General features: G+C 62.5%; 14 protein-coding genes. 6 read left to right on the top strand and 8 right to left on the bottom strand.

Annotation, left to right across the window (positions count from 1 at the left end; all coding sequences use genetic code 11):
- The coding region (locus J6497_RS39105) for a transposase (RefSeq protein ID WP_225709433.1) at positions 1 to 298 on the top strand (298 nt) is incomplete at its 5' end.
- A 249-nt stretch (positions 299 to 547) separates the two neighbouring features.
- Here J6497_RS39105 and J6497_RS39100 read toward each other — a convergent pair.
- The 5 genes from J6497_RS39100 to J6497_RS39080 form a co-directional block, all read right to left on the bottom strand.
- Positions 548 to 1,792: an MFS transporter gene (locus J6497_RS39100; protein ID WP_225709490.1), complete on the bottom strand. Its 1,245-nt coding sequence runs from the start codon at positions 1,790 to 1,792 to the stop codon at positions 548 to 550.
- Between the two features lie 136 nt (positions 1,793 to 1,928).
- Positions 1,929 to 3,686 (bottom strand): flotillin family protein, encoded by a 1,758-nt coding sequence (locus J6497_RS39095; protein ID WP_225709491.1) that lies wholly within the window; start codon positions 3,684 to 3,686, stop codon positions 1,929 to 1,931.
- Positions 3,686 to 4,345: an OB-fold-containig protein gene (locus J6497_RS39090; protein WP_225709489.1), complete on the bottom strand. Its 660-nt coding sequence runs from the start codon at positions 4,343 to 4,345 to the stop codon at positions 3,686 to 3,688. The genes J6497_RS39095 and J6497_RS39090 overlap by 1 nt, the downstream gene beginning before the upstream one ends.
- On the bottom strand, positions 4,342 to 5,469 hold the full coding sequence (locus J6497_RS39085) for a PspA/IM30 family protein (protein WP_225709488.1): 1,128 nt from the start codon (positions 5,467 to 5,469) through the stop codon (positions 4,342 to 4,344). Before J6497_RS39085 ends, J6497_RS39090 begins: the two co-directional genes overlap by 4 nt.
- 233 nt (positions 5,470 to 5,702) lie before the next feature.
- Positions 5,703 to 7,286 (bottom strand): porin, encoded by a 1,584-nt coding sequence (locus J6497_RS39080; protein WP_225709487.1) that lies wholly within the window; start codon positions 7,284 to 7,286, stop codon positions 5,703 to 5,705.
- Positions 7,287 to 7,537: 251 nt separating this feature from the next.
- On the opposite strand from J6497_RS39080, the gene J6497_RS39075 reads away from it, so the two are divergent.
- Positions 7,538 to 8,914: an Nramp family divalent metal transporter gene (locus J6497_RS39075; protein WP_225709486.1), complete on the top strand. Its 1,377-nt coding sequence runs from the start codon at positions 7,538 to 7,540 to the stop codon at positions 8,912 to 8,914.
- Between the two features lie 8 nt (positions 8,915 to 8,922).
- On the opposite strand, the gene J6497_RS39070 is transcribed toward J6497_RS39075, so the two are convergent.
- From J6497_RS39070 to hemB, 3 genes are all read right to left on the bottom strand, one after another.
- Positions 8,923 to 9,699 (bottom strand): arginyltransferase, encoded by a 777-nt coding sequence (locus J6497_RS39070; protein ID WP_225709485.1) that lies wholly within the window; start codon positions 9,697 to 9,699, stop codon positions 8,923 to 8,925.
- An 89-nt stretch (positions 9,700 to 9,788) separates the two neighbouring features.
- Complete coding sequence (locus J6497_RS39065; protein ID WP_225709484.1) at positions 9,789 to 10,334, bottom strand: RDD family protein; 546 nt, start codon at positions 10,332 to 10,334, stop codon at positions 9,789 to 9,791.
- Positions 10,335 to 10,488: 154 nt separating this feature from the next.
- On the bottom strand, positions 10,489 to 11,550 hold the full coding sequence (gene hemB / locus J6497_RS39060; protein WP_225709483.1) for a porphobilinogen synthase: 1,062 nt from the start codon (positions 11,548 to 11,550) through the stop codon (positions 10,489 to 10,491).
- Positions 11,551 to 11,722: 172 nt separating this feature from the next.
- Here hemB and J6497_RS39055 point away from each other — a divergent pair, with 172 nt between their 5' ends.
- The 4 genes from J6497_RS39055 (at position 11,723) to J6497_RS39040 (ending at position 13,804) form a co-directional block, all read left to right on the top strand.
- Complete coding sequence (locus J6497_RS39055) at positions 11,723 to 12,184, top strand: DUF6163 family protein (protein ID WP_225709482.1); 462 nt, start codon at positions 11,723 to 11,725, stop codon at positions 12,182 to 12,184.
- Positions 12,185 to 12,560: 376 nt separating this feature from the next.
- Positions 12,561 to 13,079 carry a transcriptional regulator LdtR gene (gene ldtR / locus J6497_RS39050; protein WP_225117349.1) on the top strand — a complete coding sequence of 173 codons (519 nt, stop codon included), beginning with the start codon at positions 12,561 to 12,563 and terminating at the stop codon, positions 13,077 to 13,079.
- A gap of 252 nt (positions 13,080 to 13,331) precedes the next feature.
- Positions 13,332 to 13,559: a hypothetical protein gene (locus J6497_RS39045; protein WP_225709481.1), complete on the top strand. Its 228-nt coding sequence runs from the start codon at positions 13,332 to 13,334 to the stop codon at positions 13,557 to 13,559.
- Positions 13,560 to 13,582: 23 nt separating this feature from the next.
- The gene (locus J6497_RS39040) at positions 13,583 to 13,804 is read left to right on the top strand and encodes a hypothetical protein (protein ID WP_225709480.1); all 222 of its coding nucleotides are present in this window, start codon (positions 13,583 to 13,585) and stop codon (positions 13,802 to 13,804) included.
- Positions 13,805 to 14,448: the final 644 nt, after the last annotated feature.

Genomic DNA, 14,448 nt, shown 5'->3' with positions numbered 1-14,448 from the left:
TGCCACCCATAAGACACCAGCCGTAAAGCGTTGGCTCAAGGCACACCCACGCTTCCATTTGCACTTCACGCCGACCTCGGCCTCTTGGCTCAACATGGTCGAGCGCTTCTTTGCCGAGATCACCCGAAACCGCATCCGCCGCGGCGCCTTCGAGAGCGTCGCCGAGCTCAAGCGTGCGATCATGGAATACCTGGAAAACCACAACGCCGCCCCAAAGCCCTTTATCTGGACCAAATCCGCGGGTGAAATCCTCGAAAAAGTCCCCCGCGCGAAACAAGCGTTAGAGTCACAACACTAGCGTGCCGGTGGCGGCAAGCGCGGCCAGGACCGCGATGTGCACGACGCCAGAGGAGGATTCGGGGCGAGATGCGGTGGCGTCAAGGATCGCAGCCTGGTCAGTCATGATGTTCCCGCTCGGATATTGAATGACGTTTATCATACAAAGCGGGAAAGACCAGCCATTAATTCTGCCGTCATGGCCGGGCATCAGGCCGTGACGGCAGAATATTCTCCGATCGCAGGTGAGATCAGTTGAATCTTTCTCTCATCAACACGCCGCCGGTTCGCCGACCATGTCGGGCTGCCTGACGAGCAAGACTGCCGGCGACAGCAGGATCACCAGCGCCTGCGCGCCGAAGATTGCTGCGGCGAGGTAGAGGCAGGTCTCCGCACCGAAAAGGCCGCCGACGATCGCGCCCAGTGCAGAACCGAGTGGACGCGCGCCATAGCTCATGATGTTGATGGCGGAGACACGGCCGAGCAGCGAAGGCGGCGTCACCGATTGCCGGAGCGTGGTGGTCGAGATCACCCACAGGATTGGGCCGACGCCGAGCAGGAAGAAGCTCAGGCCCGCAAGCAGCGGCGTGGCGACGATCGTCGTCAGCGCCATGATGGCGGAAGCGATGAAGCCCGTCACCGGACCGAGCCCGATCACCGTGCCGAATGCAAGGCGCCGCATCACCCGTGTCGCCACAAGCGCGCCGACCACCATGCCGACGCCATACATCGCGAGCGTCGTGCCAACGCCGGTTGCGGAGAGGCCGAGATGTCGGATCGCATAAGGCACGAAAACAGCGAGCAGCAGGAAGGAGGCAGTGTTGAAGATGAATTGGGTGATGAACACCGGCCGCAGCAGTTCATGACGAAACACGAAGACGGCGCCTTCCTTGATCTCCAGCAGCGGATGGCGGCGCGGCGCAGGCGCGCGTGAGGGTTCGTGGATGCCCGCCAGCAGCACCACGGCAATCACCGAGAGTGCGGCGGCAAATCCGAAGGCGGGCGCGGCACCGACCCACCCCACCAGCACGCCGCCCAGCGCGGGCCCGCTGGCGAATGCGACGGTGCGGGCCAGTTCGATTCGCGCATTCGCCGTCGGCAACTGTTCCTGCGTCACCAGCGAAGGCACCAGCGCTGGCGCGGCGACGCTGTAGGCGACCGTCCCGCACACCGCGATGAAACCGAGCACCGAAAGCAGGGGCAGCGTCAACAGGCCGAGCCAGATCAGGAGCAGCGTTGCGGCGAGCGCCGCGGCGCGCAATGCTTCGGAGCCTGCCATCAGGACGCGCCGTGAGAAGCGATCGGCGAGCACGCCCGCGGGAATCGCGAACAGGATGAACGGCAGCGTCAGCGCGGTCTGCAGCAGGCCGGTCTGGCCCTCGCCGACGCCAAGCAACAGCACCGCCACGATCGGAGCCGCGGCCAGCGCGATCTGCTCGGCCGACTGCGCGGCAAGGTTCGACCAGGCCAGACGGCTGAAGGTCGACGGCAGGTGAAGGGATTCGGCGACGTGCATGGCGAACATCCATCGATATTCTGATCGGGCCATAGTGTGTGGTTTGAAGACGTCCGATCCCACCCGTTTCCCGACAAGCAAAGGCCCGCCGTGAGGGAACACGGCGGGCTTATTGGATGCGATGAATGGTTCCGGGCTACGCCCTCGTTTCCACCGCCGGGTTGCTTAGCGCCGCGGCAGGCGCAGGGATTGTCGCGCCATTGATCGCCGTCGGCGCTTCATCGGCCGCAAGCGCTTCCGTCTTCCGCTCCGCCAATGCGCTGGTCAGGCTGGTCAGCGCGTCGGGTCCCGCCGGAAATCCAGCCTCCTGCAGAATCTTGTCGATCATCGGCTTGAAGGCAGAGACCGACAGCAATTGCCCCGCAAGGCCATCGCCCAGTCCAAGCCCGCCGCTGCCATTCATGTGACCGTTGCCGCCACGGCCGAGCATGCCGCCGGTGTCGAAGATCCGGATGTCGGAGATCTTCTCGACCGGCTTGACGGCCTCGGCGAGCGCGTTCGGGATGATGTTGATGCGTGCGAGATTGAGATCGTACTCGATGATCGCCGCGCTCAGCTTATTGCGCGCTTCGGTCTTCAAGGTCGCGACTTCGGCTTCGGCCTGGCCAAGTGCCCTCACACCTGCAGCCCGGGTGGTAGCGGCATTGGCATCTGCCTGGGCGAGCACGTTGGTGGCTTCCGCCTTGTTGTCGGCGGCTTGCCGCTCGGCTTCCGCCATGACTGTTATTGGCATCGCCTCGGTCTCGGCCACCTTGCGCGCCGCGATCACATTGATGATGCGGTCGCGTTCAGCGATTTCGGTCGCCTTTGCAGTCGTGACTTTTTCCTCGGCCGCAATCGCCAGTGCGCGGGCGGTCTCGGCGATGGTCTGCGCCTCCGACTGTTCCTTGCTCTTGGCTGCGACGACGATCGCGGCTTCCTGTGCGACGATCTGGAGTTCGCGCTCGGCCTCGGTGGTGCGGCGTTTGACCGCGAGATCGGCTTCGATCTTCCGGCTGTCGCGGGCCTGGTTGGCCTCGGTCTGCTTGTTGGCAACCGCGAGTTCCTGCTGGATGCGGTATTCGGCTTCGTTCTGCAGCGCGATCTGTTCGGCCTGCGCGGTCTCCGCGCGCATGGCGGCGGTCTTGTTGGCGATGTCGCGCTGCTGCGCCAGCTCCGCCTCGCGCTTGGTCCGCTCGATCGTCAGCGTGGTCTGGCGCGCGACCAGGTCCTGCTGCGCGATATTCACTTCCGTGTTGCGGATGATCTGGTTGCGTTCCTGCTCGCGCTGCTTGGTGATGTTGGTGAGCGTGGTGAGGCCGTGAGCGTCGAAGAAGTTGCTCGGGTTGAAATGCTTGATGTCGCTCTGGTCGAGCCTTGTTAGCGACACCGATTCGAGCTCCAGACCGTTGTTCTGGATGTCGGCGCCGACGGCGTCCTGCACTGATTTGACGAAGGTGGCGCGCTGCTCCTGCAGCTCCTCGAGGTTCATGGTGGCCGCGACCGAGCGCAGGCCGTCGACGAATTTCGCTTCGATCAATTCGCGCAATTCTGCGGCGTTATTGGTGCGACTGCCCAGCGTCTGCGCGGCAAGCGCAATCGAGGAAGTATCGGGCTTGACGCGCAGGTAGAATTCGGCGCCGATATCGACACGCATGCGGTCCTTGGTGATCAGCGAGTCCGGGCCACCGCGCACGACTTCAAGCCGTAGCGTCTTCAGGTTCACCGCGGCAGTCGAATGGAAGATCGGCAGCACGATCGAGCCGCCGTCGAGCACGACCTTCTGGCCACCGAGGCCGGTTCGCACATAGGCTTCATCCCGCGTCGATCGCTTGTAGAGCTTGGCGAACATCAGACCGATGACGAGGATGGCAAGGACGCCAATGATTACGGGTACAGCAAGTTCCCACATGATTATGCCCTGTTGGATGATGCTTGTTGTTCAATGAGATCGGCAGGTGCGGCAATTGCGATAAAGCTCCTCGCGTCGCGATCGACGAGCAAGACGTCGGCGCCGACCGGCAACGCTTCGGAATCACTGGCGGCACGCGCCGACACAGTGTGCCAGTTGCCGAAGACATCCTTGAGACGGACGCGCCCCGGAAGTCCCTGGTCCAGCGGACCGACCGTCACGGTGGCGACCTTACCGACAAAATCGTTATCGCTCACCGCGTAGCTTTCGTCCCGCGGGATGATGCGGGCGAGGCCGCGACTTGTCATCCGGATCAGGGGAATGCCGGCGGCCGCGGCTGCCACTGCGACGATCGAAACGGGCAGGCCGGCGCCTACGCTATGGGCGAGGCCCTGGATCAAAAATCCTCCGATGGCGAAGATACCGAGCGCCAGGATAATCAGGATTAGGAGGGGCAGTCGGCCGGCATTGATCCAGAGAAACAGGCCGTTGAGGCCGTTGTTCTCGGCCTCGACCGAAAAATCCTTGCCGACGAATTCGCTGATTGAAAATCCGATCATGGTGGTCAGCAGTTCGATACCGCCCAAGGCCACCATGATTGCTGCCGCGACCGCGAAGGGCCGTACGTCGGAGGCGAGCAGGATGTCGCCAATTGCATTCATTGCTGCGATTTGATCCTTTCAAGCCGTACCGCGATTTCCTTCTCGCGATGCAGTCTGTCGAGTTCATCGAGTTCTTTGTCGGCGAACACGCTGGAGGCGGGAACCCCCGTCACCCGCGCGATCGCCGCCATAGCCCGATCGGGACTCACAGTTTTGGTCGCGGCTGAAGCTCGTCCGGTTTCATGCATCCCCTCCTGCGCTAGACTCTTCTCGAGATCGGCAAGCCGGGCTTCCGCTTCACGTCGTGCTGCAAGCATCGCCTGTAACGCCTTGGTCTGTTCGTCGATTTCGAGCTCGACGAAATCCATCGCGCGTTCGAGTGCAATGCTCTGGGATTCAAGATCAATTTGTCGCGCAACCCCGGCGCGCGCGAGATCTTCGCGCCCTTCGGCGAGCGCAAGCCGCACCTTTTCATTCAGGCTTGCGACTTCGGCGTCGAGTTCTTCGCGCCGCTGCTTGAGGCGGAATTCTTCGGCGCGCGACTTGCCGAGCGCATGGCGCGCCTCGTCGGCGCCAGCGTCGATCTCGCGGATCGCCTGTTTCACGAGGGCGACCTTGTTGCTGTTCTCCGCGCTGTCGAGCGTCTGGCTGGCGATGGCCGCCAGTAATCGTCCCATGCGCGCAAGGATACCTTCGTGAACCATTGTCTCCTCCGGTTGTGTTGATTTCGATTTGACGGCGATGTGGATTTCGTAACTCCGACCGTCCGAGACCAAGTGAGCCGGGAAGGGGCTTTCCCAGCCGGCAAGATATCCCGGCACTTCGAACGAGACCAAGACACGTCCGTTGACAGTGCTAACGGTCAGTGAAGTTGGTCCCTTGATCGAGAACAACTTCTCGTCGAGCGGGATACGACGCACGGTCGCGCCCGGCGCGTAGTTGGCGCGATCGCGCAAGCCTAGCGTGACCAGCCGGGCCGGCAGGTTGGTCTCCTTCCGAATCCTTTCGTAGGCCTGGGCGTGAAGAGCGACGAGGTTGGCGCCGACAGGGGCAACCTCGGCGAGAATCGTCATCATCCGGTCATAGGCGACAAACGTTGCTTCGATCGCAGCGATACCCGCTTCATCGGGGGCGAGCGTGTAGCGCAGGGTCGCTGTCGCTGCTTCCAAGGGCAATTTGGCCATATCTAATCATAAAGCACTTCCTCAGTGCTTTTCAAGTGGTCAGAATTGCATTTTCGTCCTGGGTATAGTTTCGCAATGGTCAGCCGGATTCCAGCATCGTGGATGTCCGATCGGTCTCACCCTCGCCGCACACCAAGAGCGCGAAGCGCGTCACTCATTGACGCGCGATGCGCGAGACGAAGGCGATGGTCGGAAACGGTATTTACAGCGGCCGGCGCGACGCGATGGCGCTGTCAGAAGTTCCGCTGGGCGCGAAGCTGCAGGTGGAACGTATCCTGATCGCTGAACTCATAGCGCGCGGACGGCTTGGGGGCCGAAGCTGCGAGGACGGCGGTGCCCTGGAATTTCTGATCGAGGTGGACCCACATGAATTCGGCCGAGAAGGTCAGGTTCTTGACCGGGGTCCAGCGGGTGATGACACCAAGCTGCGACAGGTTGAAGTCGGGGTTGCAGATGTAGTCCGCACTGACCGCTTTGCCGGGCGTGGTGTAGTTCGCGCACATGAAGGCCTTGGCGGCGCCGTCATAGCGGACGCCCACATACGAGCCGAAGAGGCTCGAGGACCAATATGGGTCCCAGTTATGGTTGAACGCGCCGCGAACGCCAAAGGCCTCCGTCAGATGCAGCGAGCCGTCGCCGCCGGCTGCGACCGGCAGATAGACGGCGTCGGTCGTCGCACCGAAGCCGATGCTCTGATAGGCGCCGGGAGCGCTGCTGCTGCCGAACATGGCAAAGCTTGGCGATGTTGAAGCCGACGAGACGACGTACTTCGTCGCTCCCTTGGCATAGCTCGCGTCCATCTTGATGTCGTCGCCGGCACCGGTCGGGATGTTCTTGATCTGCAACGCCGCCATCGCCGCACCGCCCCACGAAGTGTCGGGATGTCCGGAAAGCTCGGATGCCGCCGTCGGCGCCGCGCCCGGCAGGCCGACGGCGCCCGCCGGCGCGCCAAGGGCGTTGAGCGTGTTGTAGGAGCCGCTCACTTCATGCGCCGCGGCCGAGATCTGGAACAGACCCCAGGCCTGGTCGATGCGGATGTTGCCGACCACATCGGGTGCATGGACGCCGGCATACGCGTTGCCGGTGTTGAACGTGGCGTTCAGCGGCAGCGACAGGTTGTAGACCGCGGTGCGGTCCCACACCGTTGGATCGTCGAGGCCGATGCTGGCCGACACGCCGTTGCCGAACTGCGCGGTGTACTGGATGTTGTTGACGCCGGTGTCGGTGTTCTCGCCGCCGAGCAGGAAGTCCGTGATGTTGCCGGGGTAGCCCTGCCAAGGCGACGCGTAGGCAGACGCCGACTGACCGAAGGTGAAGCCTGCGAACTGGATGAAGAGGAACTGGATGGTAGTAGCGCCGCCGCCGGGAGTGTCGAGCAACTGCGAGCCGGCCACCGGAAGCGAGCCGTTGATTGAGTTCGGGTTGAAGGTGTTGTTGCCAAGCGTGCTGAACGTAAACCGGCCCGACCCGAAGGTACGGACCACGCCATATTCGGTCTGGGTGCGGGTATCGACCGACAATAGCATACGGGCGCGGGCGGAGAAGTAGTCGAAGTAGCGGTTATGTTGTCCTGCGTCGCCGCTCCAGGCCGGCGTGCCCTGTATGCCGCCATTGAATGTGGTGTCGACCCGGAGATAGCCACCGATCTTCATGCAGGTGTCGGTACCGGGGATGTAGAAGAAACCTGCGCCGTACGGCGTACAGATCTTCACATACTCAACCGCCTTCGCCTTGATCGGAAGATCCGCCGCGTGCGCGCCGCTGGCGGCCATCAGACCCGCGGCGGTGCCGAGAATGAAGGTTCTCATTGTCGCCATCACTGGCCTCCCGCTGTGGATTGCACACCCCTCAGGAACACCCGCCTGCAAGCACTAGCGCGGAACTTCATGCTGCCATATGACGATGATGTAACGCAGCTCGGTTCGTGCGGTAGTGTGACTTTACCGCAACGCGACGAGCGCCGGTCCCTAGGCGCGGCTCCGACCATCACCGAATGGTGCTCAGCCAACCTCCCAGATGCAGTTGCAAATGAGTTGCAACAAAAACTGATTTCCGGCATTGTGACGTCATGGATGCCCGATCGCCCGAACTGACTCCAGACACCCTGCCGCAGGTGCTGCCGACCTCCACCGGATGGCGCGCCGACGCGCCGGATACCCGCAGCCTGCCCGAAGTGAACTCGACGGTAGAGATCCCGACGGCCGGCCGGTGGTGGCGCCGGCTGCTTGCCTTTGCCGGACCGGGCTATCTCGTATCGGTCGGCTATATGGATCCCGGGAACTGGGCGACCGACCTCGCGGGCGGCTCGAAGTTCGGCTACACGCTGCTTTCGGTCATCCTGCTCTCCAATCTGATGGCGATCCTGCTGCAGGCACTCGCGGCCCGCCTCGGCATCGTCACCGATCGCGACCTGGCGCAGGCCTGCCGGGCGACCTATTCGCCGCCGGTGAACTTCCTGCTGTGGATCGCCTGCGAAGCCGCGATCATCGCCTGCGACCTCGCGGAGGTGATCGGCACCGCGATCGCGCTGAAGCTCCTGTTCGGCATTCCCCTGATCGCCGGTGCGCTGCTCGCTGCGCTCGATGCCTTCCTGCTGCTGCTCCTGATGAACCGCGGCTTCCGCTTCCTGGAGGCCTTCGTGATCGCGCTTCTGATCGTGATCGCGACCTGCTTTGCGATCCAGGTCGCCGCCGCCGCACCGCCGGTTGCCGCAATGCTGCGCGGCTTTGCACCGTCGAGCGAGATCTTCACCAATCCCGAGATGCTCTACATTGCGATCGGCATCATCGGTGCGACCGTGATGCCGCATAACCTGTATCTGCATTCGTCGATCGTGCAGACCCGCGCCTATGAGCGTAGCGAAGAGGGACGGCGGGATGCGATCAAGTGGGCGACCACCGACTCTACGGTCGCGCTGATGCTGGCGCTATTCATCAACGCTGCGATCCTGGTGGTCGCGGCCGCCACCTTCCACCGGAGCGGCCATTCAGATGTCGCCGAGATCGGGCAGGCGTTCGAATTGCTGTCGCCGCTGCTCGGGCTCGGCATCGCCTCGACGCTGTTCGCGGTGGCGCTGCTTGCCTCCGGCCTCAATTCGACGGTGACGGCGACGCTGGCTGGCCAGATCGTGATGGAAGGCTTCCTCAGCCTGCGGCTGCCGAACTGGGCGCGGCGGCTGCTGACGCGCGGCATCGCGATCGTGCCTGTCGTCATCGTCACCGCGCTTTATGGCGAACGCGGCACCGCGGAGCTCCTGGTGTTCAGCCAGGTCATCCTCTCGATGCAGCTTCCGTTCGCCGTCATTCCGCTGGTGCGGTTCGTGTCCGACCGGCGCAAGATGGGCAAGTTCGCGATCTCGACGCCGGTCGCCGCGGTCGCATGGTTCGTGGCGAGCGTGATCGTGGTCCTGAACGTGAAGCTGCTGTTCGATACGTTCTTCGGCTGAGATCCCGATCAATCCTGCGGCTCGGACGCCATGTCGCCGTCGGCGTCGACCCGGAGCCAGCCGCTCGGCGCAAGGCGCTGCTGCGGCAGGAAGCGCGCCTTGTAGTCCATCTTCTTGGAGCCCTCGATCCAGTAGCCGAGATAGACATAGGGCAGCCCGAGCCGGCGCGCGCGGGCGATGTGATCCAGGATCATGAAGGTGCCGAGGGAGCGGCCCTCAAGCGAAGGCTCGAAGAAGGAATAGACCATCGACAAGCCGTCGCTCAGCACGTCCGTCAGCGCCACCGCGATCAGTTCCTCGCCGCGACCGGTAATGCCGGAATCAACGCCGCGCTTGCGGTACTCGATGATCCTTGTTTCGACATGGCTGTCTTCGACCATCATCGCGTAGTCGAGCACGGTCATGTCAGCCATACCGCCGTGGCGGTGGCGTCGGTCGAGATAGGCGCGGAACACGGAATATTGTTCGGAGGTCGGCACTGCCGAACGCTGCTCGCCGATGAGGTCGGCATTGCGGGCCATGACCTTGCGGAAGCTGCGCGAAAGCCGGAATTCGTTGGCAATCACGCGCACCGAGACGCAGGCCCGGCACTGGTCGCAGGCCGGCCGGTAGGCGATCGACTGGCTGCGGCGGAACCCGCCATGGGTGAGCAGATCATTGAGATCGCCCGCTTTGTCGCCGACCAGATGCGTGAACACCTTGCGCTCATGGCGACCCGGCAGATAGGGGCAGGGCGACGGCGCCGTCAGATAGAACTGCGGAGTATCACGCGAATGCTGGGTCACGACGTGTCGTCAGGCCTCCGAAACAAGCCTCCAGCATCGCGCCCCGGAGGCCAACGGTCAATCGCCTTGGCGGGCGTACTGTGGCTGGCTCAATAAGTGTGCGCTGCGGATGACGCGTGAGCGCGGACCGAGCTGTTGATGACAACGGTTCCGAGCACGATGTCGTGCAGCAATCGCCGGCGGCTGTTGAAGAGGCCGAACAGCAGCACGAGCGGCGAAAGGAACGAGACCGACAGCCAGAACAGCACGGCATGCATGGCGCCGAGCACGAAGTAACCGGGCGCGCCGTACCAGGTGCGCAACTCCAGATCCATTACCCGCATGCCGACAGTTGCGGAAGAGGGACCGCCGATCGATGCGCCATAATAGACGATCGCCCAGACAATCGTGGCCGGCCACGCCAGCCAGAACAGCGCCCAGCCGAGGCCGAGGGTGATCAGGCCGAACACGGCGATGAACAAATACCCTAGGATGACGGGGACCGAAAGCACAACCATGTCGATGAGAAAGGCAAATATCCGCCGGGTCAGCACGCCGCCGAACAGCTCCGGCTCCAATTGCGGATCGAAAGCATGAGGCGGCACGCCGCCATCGTTACGCCAGGCACCATAGTTACCCGAACCGCCGTAAGACATGATCTCCCCTCCCGACTGGGATCTATCCCGGGCAGGACATGGGAACGGGCTGCCCAAGTACCAAGGCCTCGGAACCATTAGCGAACGAAAATATTCCGGCGATTCGGCGGCCGGCCGGCGAGTAGCGAATCGCGAATTGGGAAACTTCCATTCGCTATTCGCGCTCCTTCAGCTTCTCCGCTGCCTGCGGGGCGAAATAGGTGAGGATGCCGTCGGCGCCGGCGCGCTTGAAGCCGACCAGGCTCTCCATCATTGCGCGCTCGCCGTCGAGCCAGCCATTGCGCGCGGCGCCGGCGAGCATCGCGTATTCGCCTGATACCTGATAGACGAAGGTCGGCATCGCAAACGTGTCCTTCACCCGGCGCACGATGTCGAGATAGGGCATGCCGGGCTTCACCATCACCATGTCGGCGCCTTCGGCGATATCAAGCTCGACTTCGCGCAGCGCCTCGTCGGAATTGGCGCTGTCCATCTGGTAGGTGCGCTTGTCGCCGGTCAGCGCCTTGGCCGAACCGATCGCATCGCGGAACGGGCCGTAGAAGGCGGAGGCGTATTTCGCCGCATAGGCCATAATCTGCACGTCGCCGAGACCCTCGGCGTCAAGCGCCTTGCGGATGGCGCCGACGCGCCCGTCCATCATGTCGGACGGAGCGATGATGTCGCAGCCGGCCTCGGCCTGCACCAGCGCCTGCTTCACCAGCACAGCGACAGTCTCGTCGTTGAGAATCCTGCCGTCCTCGATCAGCCCGTCATGGCCATGGCTGGTGAAGGGATCGAGTGCAACGTCGCAGAGCACGCCGATGTCGGGGAATTCCTTCTTGATCGCGCGCACCGCCTGGCAGACCAGATTGTCGGGATTGAGTGCCTCCGAGCCCTGATCGTCGCGGAGGGACGGATCGGTGTAGGGAAACAGCGCGATGCAGGGGATGTTGAGCTTGGCTGCGCGCTCGGCGTCGCGCACCGCCTGGTCGACACTGAGTCTGTCCACGCCGGGCATCGAGGCGACCGGGCTACGGACGTTGTGGCCGTCAACAACGAACAACGGCCAGATCAGATCGTCTGTGGTCAGCACGTTTTCGCGCACCAGCCGCCTGGCCCATTCGGCCTTGCGGTTGCGGCGCGGCCGTATGGTCAAATCCAGCGGCGTGGAGGCGAGGGCGGTCTGCCGCTTTGGCGCGTCGCGCAGTTCGATCGGGCGCCCGAATTTGATCGCCATGGGCTTATTCTCCTGAAGACGGCCGGCGGGATTTCGATTTGATCTAATTCTAGCATCCTCGTCCGGCAACGTCACGGCACCCTTGATCTGCCGCAAGTGCAATTGATTTTGCTCGCCCGGCAGGCCAAGACTGCGCCGATGACCAATTTCGCTTCCATGGGCAGCCTCAGTGATGTCTGACACCTCCGCGCGCGACCAACCGCGGGACAATGCGATATCGGCTGCGGCGATGTCGTCGGACCGGATCGAGCGGGATGCGAATGTATGGACCCGGCGGCTCGTCTTCTTCCTCCGTATCATGGCGGTCGTCTCGATCGCCAAGGGCCTCTACCACTGGGCGCAGGTGACCGGCTTCGTCGGCTCCGAGGAGGAGGCGTTCGAGAACCAGTCGATGGCCTGGCAGACAGCAACCGTCTACTTCGCCGTCATCGAACTCGTCGCCGCCGTCGGGCTGTGGCTCGCGACGCCCTGGGGCGCGGTGGTGTGGCTGACCACTGTCGTCTCGATGGCGGTGATCGAACTGATGTTTCCGAATATCTATGGCGGCAGCCTGATGGTGGTGGCGTTCGAAGCCTTGATGCTCGCCGGCTATCTCGCGCTCGCCTGGATGGCCGCACGCGAACGGCCGCCATAGCGCCGCGTTGGCAGGAGCGCGTGCACGAAGCCCTATCGGCGCCGCAAGAATTTTCAGAAAATTTTTCAGTAACCCTTCGCTCACCGTAAAGGGTTCCCTCATGTCTGTTACGCGGTCGTTTCGAATTCAAACGAAGCTGTTTCCGATTGTGACAGGGTGCGCAGACGAAGCGTGAACAGGGGCGCCGCACCGTCAATGAAGAGTTGCGAAAAGTCCTTGTTTGACAGGCTTAATCCGCGATTCACTGTCTTAAATTCATGATCTCTTTATTGTCTTATTTAAGCTGATGTTCAAACGGCCCCCTTAAGTTGAACCTATCAGGCGGGACACAAGTTTCGTCGAATAAGTCGATAAAAACGACAACAGGGGAAGTGTCATGATCAAAGCCGTTGCCTCAACGGCGGTGGAAACCGCTGATCGCGCCGCCGGCCAGCCGACGGTGCAGTCGCTCTACCTCGAAGCCCTGACTTTGGTGGAGCGGCTGCATCGTCGGCTGCTCGACGTCATCAAGGACGAGTTCGACCGCCGCGGTCGTGCCGACATCAATTCGGTGCAGGCGCTGTTGCTCTACAATATCGGCGACAAGGAGTTGACCGCGGGCGAATTGCGCACGCGCGGCTACTATCTCGGCTCCAACGTCTCCTACAATCTGAAGAAACTGGTCGAGCTCGGCTTCCTCGATCACCAGCGCTCGCGCGTCGATCGGCGCTCGGTGCGGATTCGCCTGACGCCGCAGGGCCAGGAGATCCGCCGCATCGTCGATGCGCTCTACCAGAAGCACGTCAAGACCGTGGAGCAGGTCGGCGGCATCTCGAACGAGGAGTTCGCGACGCTGAACAAGTCGCTGCACCGGCTCGAGCGGTTCTGGACCGACCAGATCCTCTATCGCCTCTAACGTCTCCAACACTTCAACGCCTCCAAGACTTCAACACTTCCAAGACTTCGCCAGAGCGGCCAGGCCGGCCCCAAGAGAACATCCCAAGAAGGGAACACCCAAGAGAAGACCGGCAAAGCCCTTATCGTCCAGCAAAAGCGCATCGGCCGTGCCCGGCCGATGCGCTTCTGTTTTTGGCACTGCAAAAAAGAGCTCTTGCGGAACTGGAACCAAGCGCGCCTCCGCGCTTTATCGTGGGCTACGGAGAGCGAGATGCTGGTCGAGCGCGGAATGTGGGCGATGAATGTCGAGGTGGTCGGCGAGGCCTACGCCATCGCCTCCAACTATCTGCGCAGGGCCGGCACCATTCCGGACAGCTACGCCACCAACGAGCAATTGCTCACGATCATCGTGCAGATGTTCCGGCGCGGCGAAACCAACAAGATCAAGCTCGCCAACAAGGCGATCGCCGAGTTCGAAGCAACTCAACTCGTGATCTGATCATCCCCCAATCGGAGAAAGTGATGGAAGCCGCGATCGACCGCATCATGCAGACCTATGACCTCCTGGCGAACCGCACCGCTGCGGCGAACGACGAGGCGCGGGCTAAGGTGACCGAATATGTCCGCACCTTGTTCGAGGCGGGCGAGACCGACGCGCACCGGTTGACAGTCTGCGGATTGACCTATCTGCGCCAGCTCGACGGCACCACCGATCATGTGAAGGCGGGATATACGGGGTTGTAGCCGCACTCTCCGCTGTCGTCCCGTCGTAAGGCCGGGACGATTTGGGATGAGGTTCTGATTCAAATTTCAAACAGCCGTAGGATGGGTAGAGCGCAGCGAAACCCATCGGCTTCGGAGCAAGCGGCACGAATGATGGGTTTCGCTTCGCTCTACCCATCCTACGTCCAAGTCAAATTTCAAACAGCGGAGAGGATACGAATCCGCATTCTCGCGACAAGAGATGCCCGAGGTTTGCGTCTCGTTTCACCCTCTCATTGAAGTGAGGGCGCAGGGAAAGCCGGGTGCCGGTTGCACCCGTGGGCCCCGTGCAACAAAAAGCACGGGGGTAGGACCACAGGTCAACCGAAGCAACACCGGCTTTCCCTGCGCAGTGGTTTACGGCTTACTTCGTGCTCTTCCCGGTGACCGGGCTTTCTTGCCACCGTCATCCGCGGCAGCTCTTGCTGCTCGCGTACTTAGCGCCAGCGTCGGGGCGCCAGAACCACACGACTTCGCCGTCCGCGAGTGCCGCGCTCGTCAGTCGCGACACCCGCGTCCACCGCATCTCACCGCAACGTTCGTGACGATCGCGAGCCGCCCCTCATTTCGGGTGAGACGCGCGGAGTTAAATCACTGATTTGCCCGACGGCGGAAGCGGAATGTTT

Origin of the sequence: Bradyrhizobium cenepequi, assembly GCF_020329485.1 — a bacterium.
GTDB lineage: Bacteria > Pseudomonadota > Alphaproteobacteria > Rhizobiales > Xanthobacteraceae > Bradyrhizobium > Bradyrhizobium cenepequi.
The sequence above is the reverse complement of the archived record's forward strand: the minus strand, read 5'-3'. Positions and strand labels throughout refer to the sequence as shown.

Coding starts and splice junctions, on each gene's coding strand:
- J6497_RS39100 (WP_225709490.1), bottom strand. CDS start 1,792: ATGCACGTCGCCGAATCCCTTCACCTGCCGTCGACCTTCAGCCGTCTG.
- J6497_RS39090 (WP_225709489.1), bottom strand. CDS start 4,345: ATGAATGCAATTGGCGACATCCTGCTCGCCTCCGACGTACGGCCCTTC.
- J6497_RS39085 (WP_225709488.1), bottom strand. CDS start 5,469: ATGGCCAAATTGCCCTTGGAAGCAGCGACAGCGACCCTGCGCTACACG.
- J6497_RS39080 (WP_225709487.1), bottom strand. CDS start 7,286: ATGGCGACAATGAGAACCTTCATTCTCGGCACCGCCGCGGGTCTGATG.
- J6497_RS39075 (WP_225709486.1), top strand. CDS start 7,538: ATGGATGCCCGATCGCCCGAACTGACTCCAGACACCCTGCCGCAGGTG.
- J6497_RS39065 (WP_225709484.1), bottom strand. CDS start 10,334: ATGTCTTACGGCGGTTCGGGTAACTATGGTGCCTGGCGTAACGATGGC.
- hemB (WP_225709483.1), bottom strand. CDS start 11,550: ATGGCGATCAAATTCGGGCGCCCGATCGAACTGCGCGACGCGCCAAAG.
- J6497_RS39055 (WP_225709482.1), top strand. CDS start 11,723: ATGTCTGACACCTCCGCGCGCGACCAACCGCGGGACAATGCGATATCG.
- ldtR (WP_225117349.1), top strand. CDS start 12,561: ATGATCAAAGCCGTTGCCTCAACGGCGGTGGAAACCGCTGATCGCGCC.
- J6497_RS39045 (WP_225709481.1), top strand. CDS start 13,332: ATGCTGGTCGAGCGCGGAATGTGGGCGATGAATGTCGAGGTGGTCGGC.
- J6497_RS39040 (WP_225709480.1), top strand. CDS start 13,583: ATGGAAGCCGCGATCGACCGCATCATGCAGACCTATGACCTCCTGGCG.